This is a genomic window from Hyphomonadaceae bacterium BL14, from assembly GCA_027627705.1.
Taxonomy (GTDB): Bacteria; Pseudomonadota; Alphaproteobacteria; order Caulobacterales; family Maricaulaceae; genus Oceanicaulis.
Window position 1 is genome coordinate 1,645,581 of sequence record CP091242.1, and the last position, 23,702, is coordinate 1,669,282.

Below are 23,702 nucleotides of genomic sequence, written 5' to 3' on the forward strand. Positions count from 1 at the left end.
GCCGCCTGCGTTTCTCTTTCCAATTTCCAACGATGTCAAAGAGCCGGCATCCAGGCGGGCCGCAGCCCGGTCTTTCCGCCCCGGACTGCTCTGGCGAGCCGCCCGGTCTGCAAGGAGCGCGGTGTCTACTGACGCGCCACTCCGAAGTCAATCGCCTCTTTGCAGTGCGCTGAAAACTCGTTTCCAGCGATGCATATGACGGCGAGGAGCGCGGTGTCTATTGACTGGCGCTTCCCGTGTCAACCGCCCCGAATGAAGTTCTTGTCAGCGTTATCTGCCGGGCGAAAAAGAGCAAAAAGCTCTTCCTCGGCGCGGCTGACACGCCGTCGATGAACTCCCGTCCGAAGCGGAGAGGCTCAGCAGTATGAAGCGCTTCGATGCTGTCCGCAAGAGGAATTTGCCGTGAGGCGCGTTCCCGTTTGCGTCCGGAGCCGAAGCAGTCCGCCGCCGAGGAGGGGGGTTCTATCCCCCTGCCCGGACCGGAGCAACCCCTCATGACGGTTTTTTTGCATTGCGGCTCAGCGGCCCGGGGCAGATGCCTTGGCCTGACAGGCGGACTCAGGCTGTTTCGATATATGCTTTGAGCGTCTCGGCTTCGGCCTGGGCGTCGGCGATCTTGCGTTTGACCACGTCGCCGATGGAGACCACCCCGGTCATGCGCCCGGAATCGAGGATGATGATGTGGCGCACGCGCCGGTCGGTCATCATCCCCATGAGCTCGTCCACGTGTGCCCCGGGCCCGGCAGTAATCAAACCGCGTGTCATGGCGGACGATACCGGCATGGACAGAGCCGCCGCGCCGTGGTCGGCCACCATGCGCACCAGATCGCGTTCGGAAAAGACGCCGGCCGGCTGGCCGTCATTGCCCAGCACCACCGCAGCGCCGATCCGTTTTTCACGCAACACCCGGACCGCGGTTTCCAGCGTGTCCTCCGGCCGGATCGTAACGACGTCCGAGCCTTTGTCGGACAGGATTTTGCCTGCCGTCATATTCGCCTCCTTCGATGTGGCGATATCGGATATGATCATGCCTGAAGGCGGCGGGCGGCGCAAACCCGCGTCCGGGAAGACGGGGACAGCATGGCGGACGGATATCTCAAACGGCTGGCGCGCGATCTCGACCGGTGGATTGCCGACGGGCTGGTGCCGGCACAGAACCGCCAGACGATTCTCGACAGCGCCGCGCCGGCTGCGCGCCGCTGGAGCGTAGCAGGGGCCGCGGCGATTCTCGGGGCGGTTCTGCTGGCACTCGCGGCGCTGAGCTTTGTCGGTGCCAACTGGAGCGAGCTACCCAAGCTCGCCCGCTTCATCCTGATTCTCGCCGCGCTGTGGACGAGCCTGGCCGGCGCAGCCGCAGCATTCGCCCGTGGCGCTCCGGCGCTGGGCCATGCCCTGGCGCTGCTGGGGGCGGCGCTGTTCGGCGCGGCGATCATGCTGACGGCCCAGACTTTCAATATGAGCGCGTTCCGCAATACCGGCGTGCTGATCTGGGCGGCGGGTGCGCTGGCCACGGCTGTGATCGTGCCCTCGCGCCCGGTTCTGGTACTGGCGGCCGGCGTGGGTGCGCTCTGGGCGGGGCTTGAGGCCGGCAATCCCTTCGCGCCGGGCCCGGTCTGGGGCTATCTGGGGCTGTGGGTGGCGACGGCATGGGCGGCCGTGCAGATGAAATCGTCCGTGACGCTGCATCTTCTGGCCGCGGGGCTGGTGGTGTGGACCGGCCACGCCCTGTTCGAGGCCCTGGGCCATTTCGACAGTGATACGCGCTACTGGCTGTGCGCTTTCATCCTTGTATCGGGTGCCCTGGCCATGGCGGCCTCGCTGGCGCTGGACCGGCGCATCGCGGGGGCGGGCGTGCTGGCGGGCTGGGCGGCATGGGCGGCGGCGTTTGGCGCGCTGGCGCTGCAGGGCGCAGACTTTGTCGGCAGCCACCGGACCGGGCCGGCTGTCGCCTATGCGATCATCGCCGGCGTCGCGTTTGTGGCGTTCGCGGCCTTGAGCTTCTGGCGCCTGCGCGCGCAGACGCTGGAGCGCGGGCCGGCGGCGGCTTTGCTGCTCGCGGCGGCGTTCGTGCTCGCCTGGCCCGCCGTTGTGATGAACGAAACCGCTGCCGAAATGACGCTTGGCGCGGTCATCTATGCCGGTGCCGCCGCACTGGTGCTGGCGGGCGCGGCGCCCGGTCGGCGATTCGCCGGGGCGCTGGGCGTGACCGTGTTCGCGCTGCAATCGCTTTACGTTTATGCGCGCCTGTTCGGTGATCTTCTGAGCACTGCAGCCTTCTTCTTCATTGGCGGGCTTCTATTGATCGCCCTGTCCATCGTTATCGGGCGCTGGGCGCGCAGGCGCGCGCCAGCCTCCTCGGCACAGACCGGAGATCAGCCATGACCGCGCCCGTCCGCCTGATCGTGATGGCGCTGGCGATGGGCGCCGTGCTGATCGCCATGGCCGGTCTGCATGCCGCGCAGCGCGCGGGCGGAACTGAAATCCGGCTGGACATGCTGGCGGTCGATCCGCGCGATCCGCTGCTGGGCCATTATGTCGTGATTGAAACCCCGCTTCACCGGCTGGACCTGAACGCGTACGGCCCCGTCCAGACCGGATTCTCACGCGGCAGCGATGTCTACGTTTCCCTGCGCCGTGACAGCGAGACCGGAACCTGGACCGCGGCCAGCGTCCATGACCGCCATCCCGGAGAGGGCGTGGTGATCCGGGGCAAGGTGGAGCGCGTGATGGAGCGCGTCGACCAGGTCACGGACGCAGACGGCGAGCGGGTGCGCGACCGGGACAGCGCCCGCAGCGAACTGCGTGTGCACTATAATCTGGAACGCTACTATGCCAGCCGGGATGAAGCTCTGGAGCTGGAATACATGCGCGAGGAGGCGCGGTTGCGCCTGATTGTATCGGTCAGCAATTCAGGCAATGCCGTCATCAAGGGACTGGAGATTGACGGCGAGGATCGGCTGGACCGGTTGTTTTAGGCTCTTGATTGAGCCGTTTCGAACCGAGAAACCGGGCCCCGCTTTCGCTGAAAGTGCTCTAAGGCCGCGCGAAAATCCGTACGAAGGCCGGATAGGCGATCATCCCCACCAAAAGCCCACCCACATGGCCTGTCCAGGCGATGGGCAGGCTGAGCCAGGGATCGGCCAGGATCATCACGACGTGCAGGGCCAGAAGGGGCACCGCCAGGCGCAGCATGCCCCGGCGGCCGCCCTGGGCCCAGCCGGCCGCGGCCAGCAATCCCATCACCGCCGTCGATGACCCGGCCATGACGCTGGCCTCGCTCATGTGCACCAGGGCATGCAGGCCCGCCCCCGCCAGCCCGCAGGCAAAGAAGAAGGCAAGGAAGCCCGCCGATCCGACCGGGCCCGTCCCGAAGGGCCGCGCCGCCGCCGCGCCAAAGGCCAGCAGTGCCCCGGCATTGAGCAGCAGGTGCGCCCAGCCAAAATGTAAAAAGACATGCGCCAGATAGGGTGCAAACCCGCCCAGCGGGCCCGTCCCGAACCGGTCTGCGGTGTCGCCGGTGCGCACGGCGGCGGTGTCTACCAGCCAGCCATGAAAAGCGCCGTCACCCTGATTGACCGACCACCAGTCCAGAGCGTGCGTGCCGATCATGACCGCCAGCAGAAGGGCGATCACCGGCGGCAGCCCCGTCAGAATCGGCTGGCGCGGCGCCTGCACGGGGGGTGGCGGACGTGTATCGGGATCCGGACCGGTCATGGCGTTTCCTTACATCATATAGCGCGGGTCTGGCCTCCGGCCGGCACAGCGGCGTGGCACGGAGGTTGCAGCAGACCGGTCAATCGAGTCTTCAAAGAGGACACATAGACCATGCGTAGCCCCCTCAAAGCCCTCCCCGCCGCTCTTGCCGGCCTTGCATTCATTGCGGCGGGCGCCAGCGCCCAGGCACCGCAGTCCAATCCGTCAGAATGGAACCGGCCCTATGGCCAGTCCCATCAGGACGTCAGCCAGCCCTTTGCCGGAGCGCGTTCGCGGGCCGGCAACCGGGTGGTGATCAACGGGATCATCCAGACCGGTGTCGGTGTTTCGGCTCAGGCCAGCGCCTTCGCCCAGGGGTCTGCCAGCCTCGGCGGCGGCGTTCAGAACGGCGCAGGTGCCGGGACCGGCTACACCTTCCATCAGGCCACCGCCATCGCCAATCAGCTCAACGTGGTGGTGAACGGCAATTACAACACCGTCGTGGTCAACAGCCGCCAGATCAATTCCGGCCAGGTCACGGCCAATGCCGGTCAGACATCGGCCAATGCCGGTCCGGCGCCGGTAACGGGAGACAGCGACAATGACTAAGCTGCGCACCCTTCTCGCTGTGGCGGCGTCCGCCTTGAGCGTCACCGCCTGCGCCACCAGCACGCCGGGCTCGGACGGGCTGTACGCCACACCGACCGGCAGCGCGCCGGTCACCCCGAACCCGACGCCCTATTCGCAGGCGCTGGTATGCATGTCATCCCACGCCCGTCAGGCCGGACGCGCCGCGCCGCGTATCGCTGTGGGACGCATCGCCGATTATACCGGCCAGATGGCACCCGAAGGCGGCACCCGCGTCACCCAGGGTGCCTCGCTGATGGCGATCAGCGCGCTGGCCAAGGCCGGTGTGCGCCTGGTGGAGCGGTTCGACACTTCGGTGGCCGAGCTGGAGCTGCGCTACGCCAATAACCAGCTGATCACCGACGAGGGCGAAGAGCAGGGTTTTCGTCAGATCTATGCCGGCTCGATCCCGGGCTCGGACTATTATCTGGTGGGCGGCGTCACTGAGCTGAACGCCAATATCCGCTCCAACGGCCAGGACCTGTTCGCGGGTGACAGCGTCGATTCCAGCCCCTCGGGCGTGTTCTCGCGCCGCGTCTACGTGATGAATGTCGGCCTTGATCTGCGCCTGATCGATTCGCGCACACTCGAGGTGGTCGATGTGGTGTCCTACCAGAAACAGATCATCGGCCGCGAATTGTCGGCCGGCGTGTTTGCCTTCTTCGGCGACGCCGTGGTGGACGTATCGGCCGGCGGCCGTTCGCTGGAACCGATCCAGCTGGCCGTCCGCTCGGTGGTCGAGCGCGCCGTCCTGGAAATGACCGCCACGCTTTATGGCGTCAGCCCGGACCGGGTCTGCGCCTATGCCGACCCGCTCGGTCCGTCGAATTCGACCGGCGGCGTCCAGCTTCAAACCCGTTACGCCCCCACGGAGGCTCCCTATGTCCAGGCACGCACAAGCATTGATCGCGGGCACAACCGCCGCGATGCTGATCTCCGCAGCCAGCTTCGCGGAACCTACCAGTAGGGTCACCCTCAACCAGTCCAATTCCGCCGCCAATGCAGCTTCGGACGCGGTGACGGTAGGGGTCGGCGAATCGGTGAACTCCACCGCCATGGTGCAAGCCAATGCGGCCACCGGCTTCGTCACCGACTGGACCTCGGTGACCGGGGGGCAGTCCTTCACTGGTTCGGCGGATTCGGTCTCGCGCGTCGAGGCGGATGAAATCTGGTCATGGATCATTTCCGGTGCCGTGGCACAGGGCAATGGCATGACCGTGCAGAGCCTGAGCGATCTGGACATGGACCTGACCCAGGAGGCCGCCGCCGGCTCGCGCGTCAGCGCCCTGTCCGAGCTGCGCGTCGCCGACTACACCGCGCATGTGATCCAGACATCGGTCGCTGCCGCCAATGCGGTCGAGGTGAATGGGGCCAATGGCAGCCAGGCCATCGACCTGACCCAGACCGCCGCAGGCGACACGTATGCGGGCGCACGCCTGGCCGCTGAAGACGCGCGCATCGAGGATGTGGCCGCCGCCGTTCAGGCGTCGGGCAACAGCCTGCAGGCGTCAGGTAACGAGGCCGATCCGGTCGCCCTCATCAACCAGTCCCAGTCCGGCACAGTCACCGCCGAAGCCGACATCACGGCGCGCGACGTGCACTGGGGGCTGACGGCGGCGACGGAAGCGGCAGGCAATACCGCCGTCATGACCAATGACTGGGGCTATGCCCATCTTCAGGGCACGCAGAGCAATAGCGGCGGCGTCACGGCGCGCACGGTGGTCAATCTGGGCGAGTTTTCCAATGGCGTCGCGGCGATCAGCGCCCATGGCGTCGGCAATAACGCGCTGGTCTCCAATATCGGTGCAGACGCGTATAGCGGGATCGGCCAGGTCAATTCCGGGGCCGTGACCGGCGAGGCCCTGTTCAGTGGCGGGCATAATGGCGGATCGGGCCTGGGCGGCGGCATCACCGCCTCGGCCTCGGCCATCGGCAACGCCCAGTCGGGTTATATCTGCTCAGAGTGCCCGGTGGGACTGACCGCCAATATCAACCAGACCAATTCGGGACCGGTGACGGCGCGCGCACAGATCAACTCGCCCGGCTACACGCCCTTCATCTCCAGCTCGGCCACGGCCGTGGGCAATGCAGCGACCTTTTCCAGCCGCAGCCCGAACTGAAACCCGCACCCAGCCTGCACCTCGCCCCCCGGATCGCCCTGATCCGGGGGTCTTTCTTTGGGCCGTGCGGTGCCACTACACCCTGTTCGGCGCGCTTCAGGTGTGAAACCATGCGCCATCCAGACAGAACCAGCCCGCTTTCAGTCAGCAGAGAGAGTCCATGAGCCAGCGCGAATTTGACGTGATCGTTTTCGGTGCCACCGGTTTTACCGGCCGCCTTGTCGCCGAATACCTGCACCAGCAATACGGCGCGTCGGTGCGCTGGGCGATGGCGGGGCGATCGGCTGACAAGCTGGCCGCCGTGCGCGACGAGATCGGTGCCGCCAGCGATACACCGCTGATCACCGCCGACAGTGCGGACGCCGCCTCGCTGAAAACCCTGGCCGCGCGTGCCAGGGTCGTGATCACCACCGTCGGGCCGTACCAGAATTTCGGCGAGCCGCTGGTCGCCGCCTGTGTTGAGGCCGGGACCGATTATGTCGATCTGTGCGGCGAGCCGGCCTGGATGCGCGATATCATCCACCGCTATGACGCCGCGGCCAAAGCGTCCGGCGCGCGCATCGTTCTGTCGTGCGGCTTTGATTCAGTGCCCTTTGATTTCGGCGTCTATGTCCTGCAGCGCGAGGCCATTGCCCGCAGCGGCAAGCCGATCACCCGGGTCAAGGGCCGGGTGCGCAAGATGAAAGGCACATTCTCGGGCGGTACGGCGGCGAGCTTTGCGCAAACCATGGCCCGCGCGGCACGCGAGCCCGAGGTGATCAACTGGCTCAAAGACCCCTTCTCCCTGACCCCGGACTTCCGCGGCCCGGATCAGCCACACGGTGCCAAACCGCTTTACGAGGAAGACCTGGGCAGCTGGTCGGCCCCGTTCATGATGGCCGCCATCAACACCAAGAATATCCACCGCTCCAACCTTTTGCTGGGCCATCTCTACGGGACGGACTTTGTCTATGACGAGATGCTGCTGACCGGGCCGGGCGAGCAGGGCGAGGCGATCGCGAACCATGTGGCCAAGGACCGCTCCATGGCCGAGAACCCGCCCAAGCCCGGCGAGGGCCCTTCGCGTGCCGAACGCGACGCGGGCCATTACCAGATCATGTTCACCGGCGAGATGACCAATGGCGCGCGCCTGACTGCAGTGGCCGGCGGGGATCTCGATCCCGGCTATGGCTCGACCTCGCGCATGATCAGCGAATGCGCGCTGGCTCTGGCAGGCGATGTCAGCCGCGAGGCCACGCCCGGCGGCGTGTGGACGCCCGCCCCGGCCCTGCGCGAAGCGGGAATTGCCCGCCTGACCGGCAAGGCCGGGCTGTATTTCCGCATCGAGGATTGAGGGGTCAGGCACGGTGATGGCGGGTCAACGTAAACCCGCCATTCACCCTATTGCCCGAATTGAGCGGCGCGCACCCCTCTAAAGCTCTATAGAAATGGGCTGAAGAGGAGAGACGCATCGTGACCGTTCAGCCCCCCGCAAAGGCCGCGCGCGTCAGCGCGAAAACCGATTGGCGCCTGCGGCCCATCGTGCTGTGCGAGCCGAGCGGATTTCTGCGCCGCCTGACCGTCGACATTCTGCGCCATGCCGGGGCCGAGCGTATCACCGCCGTGGACGACGCCGAGGGCGCACTCTGGTTCATGCGTCAGACCCGGCGCGCGATTCTGGTGGCAGGCTGGCTGGACAACCCCGAGGCGGGCGACGCCGCCGATCTGGTGCGCCGCATGCGTCAGGATGCCAGCCCGGCAGGGCTCGCGCCCTCGCTCATCGTGTCCTCGCGCCGTGACATGACCGATATGGAGCGCGCGCGCGATAGCGGCGTGGACGCGCTCGTGCTGCGCCCCGTGGCTCCCAAAGACATCATTGTCCGCCTTGACCAGCTGGTGCAGCGCCGGCGCCCCTTTGTGCGCAGCGAGCATTTTGCCGGACCCGACCGGCGCATCCGTCCGGGTTCGGAGGCCGCCTTCAAGCGCAATGTGGATGTGACAGCGGGCCTGACCACGCCCATCGAGGCAGCCCGCGCCCAGGCCTACGCCATGATTGTGCGCATGCGCCGGCGCCAAGACCCCCTGGCCGAGCGCGTGGGCCGGTCGCTGGCGCGCAGCCTGGAAAACGCCGAGTCGCTGGGGCCGAAAGAAGCGCAAATCACGTCGCTGCATCGCGCGACACTGGCCAAGCTGGAGGCGCTGCACGGCGCGCCCGGCGAAGTGCGCGCTGAAATCGTGGACAGCCTGGAGCGGCTGACCGCCCGGCGGCGCGCCGCCTGACGCACTGGCGTTGGGGCCTGCGCGCGGCTAACTAGGCGCTCATGACAGACGATCTTCAATCAAGGCTCGACCAGCTGGCACCGCTTCTGGTGGCCGGCAGCCCCCATGCCGCCGATCTCGGCTTTGTGCTGGACGCGGTGCGGCCGGGCGAAGCTGTCGTGCGCGCGCCCTATCGCGAAGACCTGGTGGGCGATCCCGACACCGGCGTGACCCATGGCGGCGTGGTGACGGCGCTGCTGGATCACGCCTCGGGCACGGCAGCGTTTGCCGGACTGGGTGGCGACAAGGCCCTGGCGACGCTGGATCTGCGCATCGACTATATGCGCCCGGCCGCGCCGGGCCGCGCGATCATCGCCGAAGCGCATACGGTGAAGGTCTCCGGCCTCATCGCCTTTGTCAGCGCCATCGCCCATGACGGCGACCGAAATGATCCGGTGGCGACATCTCATGCCGCCTTCATGGTGTCGCGCGTCAGCCAGGAAGCCGCCGAGCGCGTACGCGCTGACATCGAGGCGGGGCGCGCCGGCCCCTATACCCGCACGCCGGGCCCGGGCCAGGCGGGGGGCGCACGATGAGCGCGCGCCTGTCATTGCTGATGAACAGCCCCTATGTGCGCCGCCTCGGCGTGCGCTTTGACGATCATGGCGATGAGCTGACGGGCATTTTGCCCTACGCCGAGGCGCTGGTGGGCAATCCGCTGATCCCGGCCCTGCATGGCGGGGCAATAGGGGCTTTCATGGAGATCACGGCCTCGGCCGGCCTGCTGGCCGCCAGTGATCTGGCCGCTCTGCCCAAGCCCATCGATGTGTCCATCGACTATCTGCGCCCGGTGCGCCCGGCGGATGTCTATGCCCGCGCGACCATCACCCGGCAAGGCTCTCGCGTGGCCAATGTGCGTGTGGAAGCCTGGCAGGAGCGCCGCGCCGCTCCGGTCGCGACGCTCCATGGTCATTTCCTGGTCAAGCCGTCCGGCTCGGCCAGTTAGCCTTCAATCTCCCAGGCGGCGTTGACGGTCGCCTCGATGGTGATTTCGCCGGCGGCGACGGGAGTGGAGGCGCTGTCGGAGCGGGCCATGGCGTACATCGCGGTCTCGGGCCGGTAGCTGCCGCTTTCAGAGAAGCTCACCAGACGCACAATCTGGAACCCGCCTGCATCCGCGTAGAGGTCCCGCAGGGCGTGCAGCTCGGCCACCGCCGCACGGCGGGCCTCATTGCGGGCCTCGTCCTCGCCCGAATAGCCAAAGCGCACGCCTTCCAGCTGATTGGCACCAGCGGTCACCATGGCGTCGATCACCTGACCGGTGCGGTCCAGATCGCGGATCAGCGCCGTGACGGTATTGCGCGCCTCATAGCCGGTGATCAGGGGCGACTGGTTCGAATCGCGCCCCGGCTGGGTATAGACCGGCGACACGGTCAGCTGGCGGGTCTGCATGTCCCGCTCGGCCACGCCGGCGCGGCGCAGTTCGGCGAACACGCGGGTCATGGCCTGGCTGTTGGCGCGCAAGGCGTCGGCGGCAGTGTCGCCACGCGTCACCACGCCGGACGAGATATGGGCCTGGTCCGGCGTCACCGTGACACTGCCCGTGGCGGACAGGTCCAGACGCGCTGGTTCCGGGGCCTCGGACTGGGCGAAAGCGGCGGGTGCGGCGGCCAGCATGACCGGTAGCATGACAAGAAGGGCAAGTTGGCGCATGGGTAAGCTCCTGTTTTGGCGGCCCGATGGACCGCACGGCCCAGATCAGCCGCCGATCACGGCACCAATGGGGCGCCCGCGCGGCAGTCTCCGGGAGATGCGGCACTCTACCACGGCGCAGATCAGGATGCGCTGACACAGATGGGTGTGGGGCGAGGCGCGCCCCGGGACACCCGGCTGGCGATGCGCGCTTGGCGCGCGCGCATGTCCGCGCTATGAAACCGCCCTTGCGCAATCGCGCCGGGCCTGTAGCTCAATTGGTTAGAGTCGGCGGCTCATAACCGCTTGGTTGGGGGTTCGAGTCCCTCCGGGCCCACCATTTTTCCTGGTCCTCCCTCGCTCCGCTCGGTCGGTCCTCGCTGACGCTGCGGGCGGGCGGTCGCCCTTGCGAACCCTGCGGGTTCGGGGTGTGCCTGTTTAGTCCTCCCTCGCTCCGCCCGGTAGGTCCTCGCTAAAGCTGCGAGCGCGCGGGTTGCGCTCTCGCCTCGGCGAAGCCGGGGCTTCGCTCCGGCGTAGCTGGGTGCGGGGCTTCGCCGCGGGGCTGCGTCCTCCCTCGCTCCGCCCGGACGGTCATGGCCGACGCTGCGGGTAGGATTGGAAAGCGGGCGGAGCCTCGCGCGCAGGCTGAAGCGGACTGTTTGCAGCGCGATGCATCATGTCACCCAGCCCACCATGCGCGGCCTGGGAAGGCCATGAAAGCAGACAATAGAAGCCCCGTTCGGCACGCCATTCTGCGCGACATTGGCAACCATATAGGAAGCGACCCGGCCCGGGGCAGCGTCCTGGATCCGGCCAACATGATCATCTAGGAGCCAGTGCAGGAATTCGCCGTCGCCGCGAAACCGGCTCATCACACCCTCCATACCGTGCATCCAGACGTACCGCCTCACGCGATCAATTGCGTCTCGGCGCAGGATCATCAGGCCTGACTGCGCGAGTTCCGGAGACACCAGATCACTCAACAGATAGCTGCGCTCCCCAAGCATCCACATCCAGGTAAAGTCGTGCACGAAAACCGTGTCGAGGTCCGCATAGATAAAGCCTCCTGGAAGCTGCAGGAACAGGTTCAGCTTTGCCCACCATCCGGGTAAATCAACGCACATCGGTATGAAATGCACGCCTGCTATTGAAGGCGCGCTATTTAAATCGTCATGGATACAATGTATTTTTACAGGAACAGATAAATTGGCGATGCTTTTCGCCATTTCTTCGAGGTAGTCGTAATCATACTCGTCTGACCGCTTCAGGACGGTATGCAGAACCAAGTCACCCATCAGCCACCAACACAATGCCGCCCTCACCGCCTCATCAAAGATAGCGGAAAGCGCGTTATGGTTGCAACTTAATACCGTCTCATCTCACCCCTCAAACCTTCCGCGTCTCCCGCCGCGTCATCCACCGCAGCACCGGCGCGGGCGCGAGCTTCATCAGCCACATCGCGCGGCGCATGGCGGCGCCGGTGAGGACGAAGCGGCGGTTCTGGTCGAGCCCGGCGATGATGTCGCTGGCGACCTCTTCGGCGGTGGTGGCGGTGAAGCTGGTGAAGGTGCGCACGCCCTCCATCCCGGCGCGTTTGAGGAAGGGCGTGTCGGATATGGCGGACGGGCACACCGTCATCACCCGCACCGGGCTGTTCGCCTCCTCCAGCTCGGCAGTGAGCGCTTCGGAGTAGTGCTTCACGAAGGCCTTGGTGGCGGCATAGACGGCGAGGTCCGGCGCGGGCACGAAGGCGGAATTGGACGCGATATTGACGATGGTTCCGCCGCCGCGCGCCGTCATGGCGGGCAGGACGAGGCGCGTGAGCGCATGCAGCGCTGCGATATTGACCGCGATCATCGCCTGCTCGGCCTCCAGCGCCAGGTTGGACGACGGGCCGTAGACGCCAAACCCGGCATTATTGATCAGGAGATCGCAGCCGCCCTGAGTTTCAGCCCACTCGAACACGCGCTGCGGCGCATCCGGGACGGCGAGATCAAGGGCCAGCCCCTCAATCAGCGCGCCGGGGAGTGTGGCGAGGAGCGCCTCGCGCGCCGCAGCGATCTCGTCTTCGCTCAAGGAGACCCACAGCAAGCGCCAGCCTCGCGCGGCGAGACGGCGGGAGACTTCCAGCCCGATGCCGCTGGATCCGCCGGTGATCAGGGCCGTCTGGGTCATGGCAACGTCTCTGGCCAGGCAAACGCGTCCACGCTTTCGCGCTCCAGCCCGCCGACCCAGATACGGCCCTGCCAGGGGGCCATGCCGGTGGCGCCATAGGGCTGATCGTCCGGCCCGTGGATGACGTGAACGGGCGTTCCGTCGCGATCCACAGCCAGGATCATCACCGGGCGCGGCGGCAGAGGCGGCAGGCCGGCGATCTGGATCCAGCGCCAAATCAGGCGCTTGACGAAGGGGCGCGGGTGCAGCGCCTCGATGTCGGCGGCGCGCAAGGACGGCATGGCGATCCACAACAGGCCCGTTTCGGGATCGAAATGCATGTTGTCAGGATAACCCGGCAGGCCGTCCAGGAAGGGTTCCAGGACGCCCGTATCCGGGTCCAGCGTCCAGACCCGCGCCGCCCAGGTCTCGTTGATATAGACAACGCCCGTCGCCGGATCGTGGGTAACGCCATTGGCGAAGGCGAGGCCATCGGCCAGCACCTCGTACTCATCCGGTCCGCGCACGCGGTAGATGACGCCCGTCGCCTCGCCCTCCAGATAGGAGGTCATGTAGTTGCCATACCCATAGCGCTTGGACGCATCCGACAGGATGACCGAGCCGTCGGCCAGCACGGTGATGTCGTCGGTGAACACCAGGCGGCCTTCGGGTTCCTGCGCCAGCCAGACCTCCCAGTCATTGCCGCCGGTATGCATGAGCAGGCCCCGCAGCGCGTCAGCCACGAACAGCGTGCCGTCAGGACCAAAGCCCAGCCCCAGCGGGCGCCCGCCGGTATGGGCGAATTCGCTCCAGCCGCCATCCGCGTCGCGCGCCATGATGCGCCCGTCCTGCAGCCCGGCATACAGCCGCCCATCGGGGCCGGGCTCGATGTCCTCCGCGCCGATGAGACCGGATTCGCGGATTTCAGGAGACACAGGCTCGATATCGAACAGGGCCGCCAGCGCCGGATCGGGCGGTGTGGGTTCGAACTTCACGGCGCTCAGCGATCCGGGCCCGTAGGCGGCCAGCACCACCAGCAGCACCAGCGTGGCGATGATCGAGACAATCCAGCGCGTCATGACAGCCCTCCCCGGCTATGGTTGGCGCGAGCGTGCGCGAGGCGGACGGGACGCGCAAGCGTGATCAGGTCACCGCCTTGCGGGTGGTGAATTCCGGCCGGTCCCAGGCGCGTGTCTCGATCACCTCGGCCAGCGCCGCGCCCGCATCGAACACCTCCACATGGGAGAGGTAGAGCGGGTTGAAGCCGAACCGCATCAGGTCCGGCGCGCGGAAATCGCCGGTCATGCCGCGCGCGATCATCGCCTGGACGATGGCGTAGCCCTGCTCATGGCGCAGCACCACATGGCCGCCGCGCCGCTCGCCAATGCCCGGACACGCGGTCTCGAGCCCCAGCGCTTGCGCGCGCTCCAGAAGGATGTCGCCCAGCACGCCGGCCTTGGCCTCCACCCGCGCCATATCCACGCCGTCATAGGCGTCCAGCGCGCCGTCCAGCGTGGACAGCGCCAGGATGGAGGGCGAGCTGGTGCGCCAGCGCACGATGCCGTCCGCCGGGGCGTAGGGGTCCTCAAACCCGAACGGCCGGGCATGCCCGAGCCAGCCGGTCACCGGATGCTCCAGCTTTGGCGTCTCACCCCGTGCGCAATAGAGGAAGGCGGGCGCGCCGGGGCCGCCATTCAAAAACTTGTACCCGCAGCCCACGGCGTATCGCGCGCCCCAGGCCTTGAGCTTCAGGTCCACCAGGCCCGTGGCGTGGCTGAGATCCCAGATGATGGAGAGGCCCCGCGCGGCGGCTTCGCGCTCCCAGCGCTCGAAATCGGCGATGCGCGCGCTTTTGTAATGCACCGCGCTTTTGACCAGCACGCGCACGTCGTCCGGCAATTCAGACGGCGGGGTATCGGGCGCCACGCGGTGGAAGGGCGCGCCGGACATGCGCGACAGGCCCTCCAGCACATGGCCGTCTGTGGGAAACTCGCCCGCCTCGGCGGCCAGCGCCCCGCCCTCGCGCGCAATCAGGGCGGCGGCCAGCTTGAAGATATTGATGGTGACGGTGTCGATGGCGATCACCTCATCACCGTCCACGCCGATCAGGCGGGCGAGCCTTGCGCCCAGCGTCAGCGGCAGATCCATCCAGCCGGCCGCATTCCATGACCCGATCAGGCCCTCAGCCCACTCCTGACGTGCCGCCGTGTCGAGCCGTTTGAGCGCGCTGTTTGGCGGCGGCCCCAGCGAATTGCCGTCGAGATAGATATCGCCTGCCCGCAGCGCGAACAGCGCCCGGCGGTCTTTGAGCGGATCGGCGGCGTCCAGCGCCGCGCAGGCCTCGCGCGTGCGCATCGGCGTCAGAGCGGCCCGCGCGCGGTGATGCCCGCATCGATGATCAGGCACTGTCCGGTCATGTAGCTCGACGCATCGCTCGCCAGGAAGTGGATGGCCGCGGCCATGTCTTCAGGCTGTCCCACGCGCTGGATCGAGAAATTGCGCTTCATCATGTCGTCCAGCGCAGGATCGGCGGTCAGCGCCGAAGCCAGCTTGGTCTCGGTCAGGCCCGGGCACAGGGCATTCACGCGGATTTTGTGGGCACCGTATTCCTGGGCCAGCACCTGGGTCATGGAGATCACGGCGGCTTTCGACACCGAGTACACACCCTGGAAGAATCCCGGACGGATGCCGTTGATGGAGGCGACATTGATGATCGAGCCGCCGCCCTGGGCCGACATCATCGGAATCGCCAGCGAGGACAGGAAGAACGGGCCTTTGACATTGACCTCCATCGTCTTGTCCCAGGCGCCGTCCGGGGTTTTGGCGGCCTCGCCGAAATACGGGCTGGTGGCGCCGTTATTGACCAGGATGTCCAGCCGGCCTTCGGTCTTCTGGATCGATTCGATCGCCGCTTCGCGGTGCTCGGCCTCGCCCAGATGCAGGACCATGGCGCGGGCCTGGCCGCCCTCGGCCTTGATCTCGTCAGCCACGCGCTGGCAATCGTCCAGCTTGCGGCTGGAGCAGATCACCATGGCGCCATTGCGCGCCAGGCGCTTGGCCGCAGCCTCGCCAATCCCGCGGCTGGCACCAGCGATGAGCGCGACCTTGCCCTTGAGCGACAGATCCTGTTCGGACATGGAATTCCTCCCGTTTTGAGTCTTGTTTGAGATGTGTTGCGGCGCACCCTAGCGGGGCAAATGCGCAGTGGCGAGCCCTCAGCCGCGCCGGCGGGCCAGCCGCTCGCGCGCGCCGTCATGGATGATCCTGAGTTCCGCCAGCGTCTGGTCGATCTGGCGCTTTTTGGCTTCCAGCGCCTCGATCTCGGCGGCGGTCTTCTCGATGACAAATTCCAGCTGGCGCAATCGGCCCTCACCCTCGCGGCCATAGAGCTCCAGAAACATGCGGATGTCAGACAGCTTCGTGCCGATCGCCTTGGCGCGCAGGATCAGCGACAGACGCTTTGAATCAGCCTCGCCGTAGACGCGCTGCCCCCCGACACGGCGCGGGCTGAGCAGCCCCTTGTCCTCATAGAAGCGGATGGTGCGCTGGCTGACGCCATGGGCCTGCGCCAGTTCGGCGATTCCGTACAGCGTCTCGCTGGCTGCGCCGTCCTTGATGTTCGCGCCCATGGCCTGTCTCCCGTGCCCGCAGCCTAGCCAAGGCAGCTGACGCAAACAAGAGCCCCTTGACGTATACGTCAGCGTAGGAGAGGCTGGCGTTCTGGATCGTGGCGGCATGTATCGCCGGACCAGTCAGGGAGGAGACGGGGCCGCATGACCGACACGCAAGCCCGTTATGACAGCGTGTTCCGGCCCGGCCTGTTTGAAGGCCAGGTCATTCTGGTCACCGGCGGCGGCTCCGGCATCGGGCGCTGCATCGCCCATGAGCTGGCCTCGCTGGGCGCGCAGGTCGTGCTGGCCGGGCGCAAGCCGGACAAGCTTACCGCCGTCGCCGCAGAGATCACCGCTGATGGCGGACAGGCGGATACCCAGGCCTTCGACATTCGCGACGAAGAGGCGGTGCGCGCGGGCGTGGCGGAGATTGTCGCGCGCCACAGTGTGATCCATGGCCTGGTCAACAATGCCGGCGGGCAGTTCCCGGCCGAGATCAAGGATATATCCAAAAAGGGCTGGGACGCGGTGGTCGCCACCAATCTGACCGGCGGTTTTCTGGTCATGAAGGCGGTATTCGAGGCGAGCCTGAAAGACCATGGCGGCGCGGTGGTGAACATCACCGCCGACATGCATAACGGCATGCCCGGCATGGCCCATTCGGGCGCCGCGCGGGCCGGCATGGAGAATCTGACCATGACGGCGGCGGTGGAGTGGGCCAGGCACGGCGTGCGCGTCAACGCCGTGGCGCCCGGCTGGGTCGCCTCGTCGGGCATGGACACCTATGGCGGCGCGGTGCGCGCCATGATCCCCTATCTCAAACAGCATCTGCCCGCCCAGCGCCTGGGGTCGGAAGCCGAGATCGCTGCGGCAGTGACCTTCTTGCTGAGCCCCGCAGCCGCCTTCATCACCGGAACGATGCTGCGCGTGGATGGCGGCGCGCCCCTGGGCGGACGCCACTGGCCGCTGGAAGCCCACGAGGCCGCGCCGGTGTATAACGGGTTTCACCGGGCGGTTGACCCGGCCGTGCTGCGCGGAGAGGGCTGATGCCGGCGATTGTCTCACGCCTCAATCCGGTTTCGGAGGCGTTCACCGCCGCGCGCGACGCGATGACCGGGAAGCTGCAAGAGGCGCGCGGCCTCGAAGACAAGGTGCGCGCCAACTCCGCCTCAAAGCGCGAGCGCTTTGCCGAACGCGGGCAGATCCTGCCGCGCGAGCGCGTGGCCCTTCTGGTCGACCGCGATGCGCCGTTTCTCGAGCTCTCGGCGCTGGCCGGCCTGAAAATGCACGACGATGATGGCGGGCGCGGCGCGTCGGGCGGCGGGTCGGTCATCGGCATTGGCGTGGTGGCCGGCAAGCGCTGCGTGGTCTCGGCCTCCGACAGCGCCATCAAGGGCGGTACTGTCGCGCCCATGGGTCTGAAGAAGGCCCTGCGCGCCCAGGAGATCGCGCTCGAAAACAAGCTGCCCATGATCCATCTGGTGGAATCGGGCGGTGCCAACCTGCTGTATCAGGCGGAGATTTTCGTTGATGGCGGGCGCAGCTTCGCCAATCAGGCGCGCCTGAGCGCCGCCGGCATTCCCCAGATCGCCGTGGTGCACGGCTCCTCCACCGCCGGGGGCGCCTATCTGCCGGGCCTGTCAGACTATGTCGTGCTGGTGCGCAAGAAATCGAAAATCTTCCTGGCCGGGCCGCCGCTGGTCAAAGCCGCCATTGGCGAAGACGCCGATGACGAATCCCTGGGCGGCGCGGACCTCCATGCCGAAGTGACGGGCCTTGGCGAATACATCGTCGATGATGACGCGCAAGCGCTCGCCTGCGCGCGCGAGATCATGGACAAGCTCAATTGGGACGCCGCCACGCCGCCCGGCGCCGGTGCCCCCCCGCTCCATGACGCTGACGAGCTTCTGGGCATTATCCCGCCCGACGACCGCACGCCGTGGGATGTGCGCGAGGTGATTGCCCGCATCGTGGACGGATCGGACTTCCTGGCGTTCAAGGAGCGCTATGGCGCCGAGACGGTTTGCGGCCATGCACGCATGGGCGGGCGGCCTGTGGGCATTATCGGCAATAACGGTCCGATCCAGCCTGAAGGCTCCATGAAGGCGGGACAGTTCATCCAGCTGTGCGACCAGTCAGGCACACCGCTGGTCTTCCTCCAGAACACCACCGGCTACATGGTCGGCACGCGCGCCGAGCGCGAGGGGGCCATCAAGCACGGTTCGAAAATGATCCAGGCCGTGGCCAATGCCCGCGTGCCCAAGCTGACCATCGTGCTGGGCGGCAGTTTCGGCGCGGGCAATTACGGCATGTGCGGACGCGGGTTCGATCCGCGCTTCATCTTCGCCTGGCCCACCGCGCGCACCGCCGTGATGGGCGGCGCGCAAGCCGCCAAGGTGATGGAGATCGTCACCCGTACCAAGAATGCCCGCGATGGTCAGGACACAGACGAAGCGGGTCTGGCCCAGATGAGCGCCATGATCGAACAGGGGCTCAACGAGCAGTCCCAGGCGCTGTTTGGATCGGCCCGGCTCTGGGATGACGGCATCATTGATCCGCGCGATACCCGCGCCATCCTCATGGAATGCCTGAATATCTGTGCCGAAGCCGAGGCGCGGACCTTGCGGCCCAACACCTTCGGCGTGGCTCGGTTCTGAACCGCGCGCGCCTTGCCCTCTAAGTCCCGGGCTGCGCCCGGGACACCTCCTCCGCAGGCGGCGGAGGACACCGAAAGGAGACCAGACATGCAGTTCACCGAGCAGCACGAGCAATTGCGCGACACGGTCGCGAAATTCATCACCCAGGAAATCAATCCGCATGTGGAGGAATGGGAGGCTGCGGGCGAGTTTCCGTCCCACGCCCTGTTCAAGAAGATGGGTGATCTGGGCCTTCTGGGCCTGCGCTGGCCGGAGAAGTATGGCGGCGCAGGGCTGGACATGTCCTACTCCATGGTGATGGCCGAGGAGCTGGGCCTGATCAATTGCGGCGGCGTGCCGATGGCCATCGGCGTCCACACCGATATGTGCACACCGGCGCTGGCCAATTTCGGTTCTGAAGACCTGTGCCGGGAATTCCTGACCCCCTCCATCACCGGCGATTATGTCGGGTGCCTGGGCGTGTCAGAGCCGGGCGGCGGCTCGGACGTGGCGGCGGTGACCACGAAAGCGGTGTCCGACGGCGATGATTACGTCATTACCGGCACCAAGATGTGGATCACCAACGGCATGAAGGCCGATTGGTGCTGCCTGCTGGCCAATACGTCCGACGGCAAGGCCCACGAGAACAAGTCCCTGATCATCGTGCCGATGAACGAAAAGGGCATCAGCCGCCAGAAAATCCACAAGATCGGCATGCACTCGTCCGACACCGCGCAGCTCTTCTTCGATGAAGTGCGCGTGCCCAAGCGTAACCGGATCGGCGATGAAGGCGCGGGCTTCCTCTATCAGATGCTGCAATTCCAGGAAGAGCGCATCTATGGCGCGGCGTCTTCTCTCAAGGCATTGGACCGCCAGATTGATCTGACCATCGAATACACCCGCGATCGCAAGACCTTCGGCACGCCGATCCTGGACAATCAGGTGGTGCATTTCCGCCTGGCCGAGCTGCGCACCGAGGTCGAGGCCCTGCGCTCGCTGACCTACCGCGCCGTGGAGGATTTCATCGCCGGCAAGGACGTCACCAAGCTCGCCTCCATGGCCAAGCTGAAGACCGGCCGGCTGTCGCGCGAAGTGGCCGACGCGTGCCTGCAATACTGGGGCGGCATGGGCTACACGGCCGACAACCCCATCGCGCGCGCTTTCCGCGACGGGCGCCTGGTGTCCATTGGCGGCGGGGCCGACGAGATCATGCTGGGCATTATCGCCAAGCTGGAAGGCACCTTGCCCCGGCGCAAGAAACCGGTGGAAGGCAATGCCTGAGACCTGGGACACCCTCAGCGTCGAGGCCCGCGCCGGCGTGGTCCACATCACGCTGAACCGGCCCGAACTGCGCAATGCCATGTCGCTGGCCATGGTGGATGAGCTGCTGGCCGCGCTGGCGGCGGCTGAGGCCGGCCCTGCGCGCGCCATCGTGCTGCGCGGGGCCGGCGGGCATTTCTGTTCGGGCGGCGACATCAAGGATATGGGCGCGGCGCAAGGCGCTGCGGGCACCGACGGGGTGGACCCGGCGGCGCGCGTGAATGCACGGTTCGGCCATCTGTGCAAAGCCTATGCTGAGACCGGCCTGCCGGTGGTCGCGGTCCTGGACGGCGCGGTGATGGGGGGCGGATTTGGCCTCGCCTGCGTGGCCGATGTGGCGCTGGCGCGCGAGACCGCCCTGTTCCGTCTGCCTGAAACGGGCCTCGGCCTGGTACCCGCCCAGATCGCGCCTTTCCTTGTGGAGCGTCTGGGCTATTCGCAGGCGCGCCGCCTGGCGGTCACCGGTGGAAAGATCGATGCCCGCGCCGCGCTGGCGCTGGGACTGGTGCATGGCGTGTGTGACGGTGAGGACGCCCTGGTCGAGGCGCTGGACGGCGTGCTGGGCGACATTCGCAAAGGTGCCCCCAACGCCATCGCCGCCACCAAGCGCCTGATGCGCAAGGCGCGCCTGAATGATGCGGGCGATCTCATTGATGACGCTGCAGCCGTGTTTGCCGCCGCGGTGAAAAGTGCAGAAGGCGCTGAAGGCCTGACGGCGTTCCTGGAAAAGCGCCCGGCGAAATGGGTGCAGGGATGACCGCGCCCCGCCTTATCCGCTCTGTCCTGGTGGCCAATCGCGGCGAGATCGCGGTGCGGGTGTTGCGCCACGCCAAAGCCAATCAAATGCGCGCCATCGCTGTGTATTCCGACGCCGATGCGCTGGCCATGCATGTGCGCGAAGCCGATGAGGCGGTGCGCATCGGCCCGGCGCCGGCGGCTGAAAGCTATCTCGATAGCGCGGCGATCCTGGCGGCAGCAAAAGCCACGGGTGCCGACGCCATCCATCCCGGTTACGGCTTTTTGTCGGAGAACGCCGCCTTCGCCCGCGCGGTGATCGGGGCCGGCCTCATCTGGATCGGACCGCCGCCTGACGCCATAGACGCCATGGGCGACAAGGCGCGCGCCAAGGCGCTGATGATCAAGGCGGGTGTGCCCACCGTGCCCGGCTGGCAAGGCGAGGATCAGTCGGACGACAACTTGGCCCGGCAAGCCGGGACCATCGGCTTTCCCCTGCTGATCAAGGCGGTGGCGGGCGGCGGCGGGCGCGGCATGCGCGCCGTGCACAACGCCGCTGAGTTCGCCGAGGCGCTGGCTTCGGCCCGGCGCGAGGCGAAATCAGCCTTTGGCGATGACGCGGTGCTCCTGGAGAAACTGGTCGAGACCGCCCGCCATGTGGAGGTGCAGGTGTTTGGCGACCAGCAGGGTGCCATCATCCATCTGGGCGAGCGCGATTGCTCGGCCCAGCGCCGCCGCCAGAAAGTGGTGGAGGAAGCCCCCTCCCCCGCCGTCAACGCCGAACTTCGCGCGGCCATGGGCGCGGACGCGGTGCGCGCCGCCAAGGCCGTCCATTATGTGGGTGCCGGCACGGTGGAGTTTCTGCTGGATGCGTCGGGCGCTTACTACTTCCTTGAGATGAACACCCGGCTTCAGGTCGAGCATCCTGTGACCGAAATGGTCAATGGCGTCGACCTCGTCGAGTGGCAGTTCCTGATCGCGCAAGGCTTCGCCCTGCCGTTTGGCCAGGACATGATCGATCTCAACGGCCACGCGATAGAGGTGCGCCTCTATGCCGAGGACCCCCTCGACGGGTTCAGGCCGCAATCGGGCGATATCGCCTGGTTCGAACCGGACGACGCCGGGCGCGAGGTGCGCATCGATACAGGCTTCGTGACCGGCGACACCATCTCCACCGCCTATGACGCCATGGTGGCCAAGATTATCGCCTGGGCGCCGAACCGCGCTGAAGCCGTCGACATGTTGCTGGCGGGTCTGGCCAAGGCGCCCTTGCTGGGGGTCAAGACCAATCGCGATCTTCTGATCCGCCTGATCGACAGTGCGGCGTTCCGGGCGGGTGCCCTCACCATTTCCGACCTGGACGAATGGGCGGGCGCACGCACGGGTCCATTTGCGCCCGCTGATGTCCCCACAGAGGCTGTTCTTGTCACCGCTCTGCTCCTGGCACGACACGCGCCAGGGGTGATCCGGTCCGGGTCTGTCACGCGTTTCGCCCTGCCGCTCGACGTCGACGGGACACGCGTTGAGCCCATGGTGGAGCAGGCCGGACCCGGCGCGCTCACCGTCACGATGGGGGATAACCGCCACGATATCACCCTTCTGGATCGCGACGGGCCGCGCCTGCGCTACCGCCTTGATGGCGTGGACCGGCGCTGCCTGGCGCTGCAGGACGCAGACGGGGCGGTGCATGTCGCGCTCAACAACCGCATCGCGGTGCTGCGCGAGCCGGCCTTGCTGGCCGGTGCCGGCGCGGCCGACCCCTCACGCCTGACGGCCCCGGTGAGCGGCGCGGTGGTGGCCGTCAACGTGAAGCCCGGTGACAGCGTGACCTCCGGCGATGTGCTGGCGGTGATGGAAGCCATGAAGATGGAAATGCGCCTGACCGCCGCCGCCGATGGCGTGGTGGCGGCGGTACACACGGCACCGGGCCAACAGGCCAACGGCGGCGCGCTGCTGATCGAACTCAAGCTTGAGGACAAGGCATGATGGACAAGGCTGTATTGACCTGCGCGCTCAATGGCGTGCTGACCAATCCCAAGACCCACAAGGTCCCGGTGACTCCGCGGGAAATGGCGGCCAGCGCGCGCGAGGCCTATGATGCGGGGGCCAGCGTGATGCATGTCCATTTCCGCATGCAGGAAGACGGCGTCGGCCACTTCCCCAGCTGGGACCCTGAGGTGGCCGCGTCCATCATCGATGCGATCCGGGATGCCTGCCCGGGCGTGGTCATCAACCAGACTACCGGCATTGTCGGGCCGGACGTGTCGGGCCCCGTGGCGTGCATCAAACGGGTCAGGCCGGAGATCGCCGCCTGCAATGCCGGTTCACTCAATTACCTCAAACTGCGCAGCGATGGCAGCTGGGCCTGGCCGCCCATGGTGTTCGACAATCCGGTGGATAAAATCCAGACCATGCTCGACGCCATGGCCGAGGTGGGCGCGCACCCGGAGTTCGAATGCTTCGATGTCGGCATTGTGCGCAGCGTGGGCATGTTCATCGAGAACGGCATGGCCCCGGCAGCCCACTACAACTTCGTCATGGGCGTCGCCTCGGGCATGCCGTGCGATGCGCGGCTGCTGGAATTGCTGATTGATTACAAGCGTGTGGGCGATCCCTGGCAGGCGACCCTGATCGGGCGCGCCGAGATCTGGCCGGTCCACCAGCGCGTGGCCGAGCTTGGCGGCATGCTGCGCACCGGTCTGGAGGATACCTTCTACCTGCCCGACGGCGAACGGGCAGCGGGCAATGGCGCGCTGATCGAGGCCTTGGCACAGTGCGCGAAAAACGCCGGACGTGAGGTGGCGTCGCCTGCAGAAGCCCGTAAGATCATGGGACTGGCACACTAGACCCTGCCGGCAGCGGACGGGGCGCGATAA

General features: G+C 66.7%; 23 protein-coding genes, 1 tRNA gene and 1 pseudogene. 16 read left to right on the plus strand and 9 right to left on the minus strand.

What is annotated here, in order from left to right; translation table 11 throughout:
- Positions 1-558: 558 nt before the first annotated feature.
- Positions 559-990, minus strand: a complete 432-nt coding sequence (locus tag L2D00_07920; protein WBQ11776.1) for a CBS domain-containing protein — start codon at positions 988-990, stop codon at positions 559-561.
- Positions 991-1,080: 90 nt separating this feature from the next.
- Here L2D00_07920 and L2D00_07925 point away from each other — a divergent pair.
- Both L2D00_07925 and L2D00_07930 read left to right on the plus strand, forming a co-directional pair.
- Positions 1,081-1,479, plus strand: a pseudogene (locus tag L2D00_07925) (DUF2157 domain-containing protein).
- Positions 1,480-2,378: 899 nt separating this feature from the next.
- The gene (locus L2D00_07930) at positions 2,379-2,975 is read left to right on the plus strand and encodes a GDYXXLXY domain-containing protein (GenBank protein WBQ11777.1); all 597 of its coding nucleotides are present in this window, start codon (positions 2,379-2,381) and stop codon (positions 2,973-2,975) included.
- A 58-nt stretch (positions 2,976-3,033) separates the two neighbouring features.
- On the opposite strand, the gene L2D00_07935 is transcribed toward L2D00_07930, so the two are convergent.
- Positions 3,034-3,714 (minus strand): rhomboid family intramembrane serine protease, encoded by a 681-nt coding sequence (locus L2D00_07935; GenBank protein ID WBQ11778.1) that lies wholly within the window; start codon positions 3,712-3,714, stop codon positions 3,034-3,036.
- A gap of 111 nt (positions 3,715-3,825) precedes the next feature.
- Between L2D00_07935 and hfaA the strand changes: the two genes are divergently transcribed.
- The 7 genes from hfaA to L2D00_07970 all read left to right on the plus strand — a co-directional run bounded on the left by hfaA (position 3,826) and on the right by L2D00_07970 (position 9,684).
- Positions 3,826-4,302 (plus strand): holdfast anchoring protein HfaA, encoded by a 477-nt coding sequence (hfaA, locus tag L2D00_07940; GenBank protein ID WBQ11779.1) that lies wholly within the window; start codon positions 3,826-3,828, stop codon positions 4,300-4,302.
- A complete protein-coding gene (hfaB, locus tag L2D00_07945; protein WBQ11780.1) occupies positions 4,295-5,287 on the plus strand; it encodes a holdfast anchoring protein HfaB in 993 nt (330 codons plus the stop codon). Before hfaA ends, hfaB begins: the two co-directional genes overlap by 8 nt.
- Positions 5,202-6,440: a holdfast anchor protein HfaD gene (gene hfaD / locus L2D00_07950; protein WBQ11781.1), complete on the plus strand. Its 1,239-nt coding sequence runs from the start codon at positions 5,202-5,204 to the stop codon at positions 6,438-6,440. Before hfaB ends, hfaD begins: the two co-directional genes overlap by 86 nt.
- Before the next feature lie 160 nt (positions 6,441-6,600).
- On the plus strand, positions 6,601-7,773 hold the full coding sequence (locus L2D00_07955; protein WBQ11782.1) for a saccharopine dehydrogenase NADP-binding domain-containing protein: 1,173 nt from the start codon (positions 6,601-6,603) through the stop codon (positions 7,771-7,773).
- A gap of 119 nt (positions 7,774-7,892) precedes the next feature.
- Entirely contained in the window at positions 7,893-8,699 is an 807-nt protein-coding gene (locus L2D00_07960; protein ID WBQ11783.1) for a hypothetical protein, read from the plus strand.
- A 41-nt stretch (positions 8,700-8,740) separates the two neighbouring features.
- Positions 8,741-9,274: a PaaI family thioesterase gene (locus L2D00_07965; GenBank protein WBQ11784.1), complete on the plus strand. Its 534-nt coding sequence runs from the start codon at positions 8,741-8,743 to the stop codon at positions 9,272-9,274.
- Positions 9,271-9,684 carry a PaaI family thioesterase gene (locus L2D00_07970; protein WBQ11785.1) on the plus strand — a complete coding sequence of 138 codons (414 nt, stop codon included), beginning with the start codon at positions 9,271-9,273 and terminating at the stop codon, positions 9,682-9,684. The genes L2D00_07965 and L2D00_07970 overlap by 4 nt, the downstream gene beginning before the upstream one ends.
- On the opposite strand, the gene L2D00_07975 is transcribed toward L2D00_07970, so the two are convergent.
- Positions 9,681-10,391 (minus strand): SIMPL domain-containing protein, encoded by a 711-nt coding sequence (locus tag L2D00_07975; GenBank protein ID WBQ11786.1) that lies wholly within the window; start codon positions 10,389-10,391, stop codon positions 9,681-9,683. The genes L2D00_07970 and L2D00_07975 overlap by 4 nt on opposite strands.
- A 242-nt stretch (positions 10,392-10,633) precedes the next feature.
- Here L2D00_07975 and L2D00_07980 point away from each other — a divergent pair.
- A tRNA-Ile gene (locus L2D00_07980) sits at positions 10,634-10,710 on the plus strand.
- Between the two features lie 334 nt (positions 10,711-11,044).
- Here the strand turns inward: L2D00_07980 and L2D00_07985 are convergent.
- From L2D00_07985 to L2D00_08010, 6 genes are all read right to left on the minus strand, one after another.
- Positions 11,045-11,656 (minus strand): hypothetical protein, encoded by a 612-nt coding sequence (locus tag L2D00_07985; GenBank protein WBQ11787.1) that lies wholly within the window; start codon positions 11,654-11,656, stop codon positions 11,045-11,047.
- 100 nt (positions 11,657-11,756) lie between these two features.
- Positions 11,757-12,545, minus strand: coding sequence for an SDR family NAD(P)-dependent oxidoreductase (locus L2D00_07990; GenBank protein ID WBQ11788.1), 789 nt, complete (start codon positions 12,543-12,545; stop codon positions 11,757-11,759).
- Complete coding sequence (locus tag L2D00_07995; GenBank protein WBQ11789.1) at positions 12,542-13,603, minus strand: SMP-30/gluconolactonase/LRE family protein; 1,062 nt, start codon at positions 13,601-13,603, stop codon at positions 12,542-12,544. The genes L2D00_07990 and L2D00_07995 overlap by 4 nt, the downstream gene beginning before the upstream one ends.
- A 64-nt stretch (positions 13,604-13,667) precedes the next feature.
- Positions 13,668-14,879, minus strand: a complete 1,212-nt coding sequence (locus L2D00_08000) for a hypothetical protein (GenBank protein ID WBQ11790.1) — start codon at positions 14,877-14,879, stop codon at positions 13,668-13,670.
- 5 nt (positions 14,880-14,884) lie between these two features.
- A complete protein-coding gene (locus L2D00_08005; GenBank protein WBQ11791.1) occupies positions 14,885-15,661 on the minus strand; it encodes a glucose 1-dehydrogenase in 777 nt (258 codons plus the stop codon).
- Between the two features lie 78 nt (positions 15,662-15,739).
- Positions 15,740-16,153, minus strand: a complete 414-nt coding sequence (locus tag L2D00_08010; GenBank protein WBQ11792.1) for a MerR family DNA-binding transcriptional regulator — start codon at positions 16,151-16,153, stop codon at positions 15,740-15,742.
- A 144-nt stretch (positions 16,154-16,297) separates the two neighbouring features.
- Between L2D00_08010 and L2D00_08015 the strand changes: the two genes are divergently transcribed.
- The 6 genes from L2D00_08015 to L2D00_08040 all read left to right on the plus strand — a co-directional run bounded on the left by L2D00_08015 (position 16,298) and on the right by L2D00_08040 (position 23,672).
- Positions 16,298-17,182 carry an SDR family oxidoreductase gene (locus tag L2D00_08015; protein ID WBQ11793.1) on the plus strand — a complete coding sequence of 295 codons (885 nt, stop codon included), beginning with the start codon at positions 16,298-16,300 and terminating at the stop codon, positions 17,180-17,182.
- Entirely contained in the window at positions 17,182-18,792 is a 1,611-nt protein-coding gene (locus tag L2D00_08020; protein WBQ11794.1) for a hypothetical protein, read from the plus strand. The genes L2D00_08015 and L2D00_08020 overlap by 1 nt, the downstream gene beginning before the upstream one ends.
- Positions 18,793-18,879: 87 nt before the next feature.
- Positions 18,880-20,052: an acyl-CoA dehydrogenase family protein gene (locus L2D00_08025; protein ID WBQ11795.1), complete on the plus strand. Its 1,173-nt coding sequence runs from the start codon at positions 18,880-18,882 to the stop codon at positions 20,050-20,052.
- Positions 20,045-20,848: an enoyl-CoA hydratase-related protein gene (locus tag L2D00_08030; protein WBQ11796.1), complete on the plus strand. Its 804-nt coding sequence runs from the start codon at positions 20,045-20,047 to the stop codon at positions 20,846-20,848. Before L2D00_08025 ends, L2D00_08030 begins: the two co-directional genes overlap by 8 nt.
- Positions 20,845-22,812: a DUF2118 domain-containing protein gene (locus tag L2D00_08035; protein WBQ11797.1), complete on the plus strand. Its 1,968-nt coding sequence runs from the start codon at positions 20,845-20,847 to the stop codon at positions 22,810-22,812. The genes L2D00_08030 and L2D00_08035 overlap by 4 nt, the downstream gene beginning before the upstream one ends.
- Positions 22,809-23,672: a 3-keto-5-aminohexanoate cleavage protein gene (locus L2D00_08040; protein ID WBQ11798.1), complete on the plus strand. Its 864-nt coding sequence runs from the start codon at positions 22,809-22,811 to the stop codon at positions 23,670-23,672. The genes L2D00_08035 and L2D00_08040 overlap by 4 nt, the downstream gene beginning before the upstream one ends.
- Positions 23,673-23,702 lie beyond the last annotated feature (30 nt).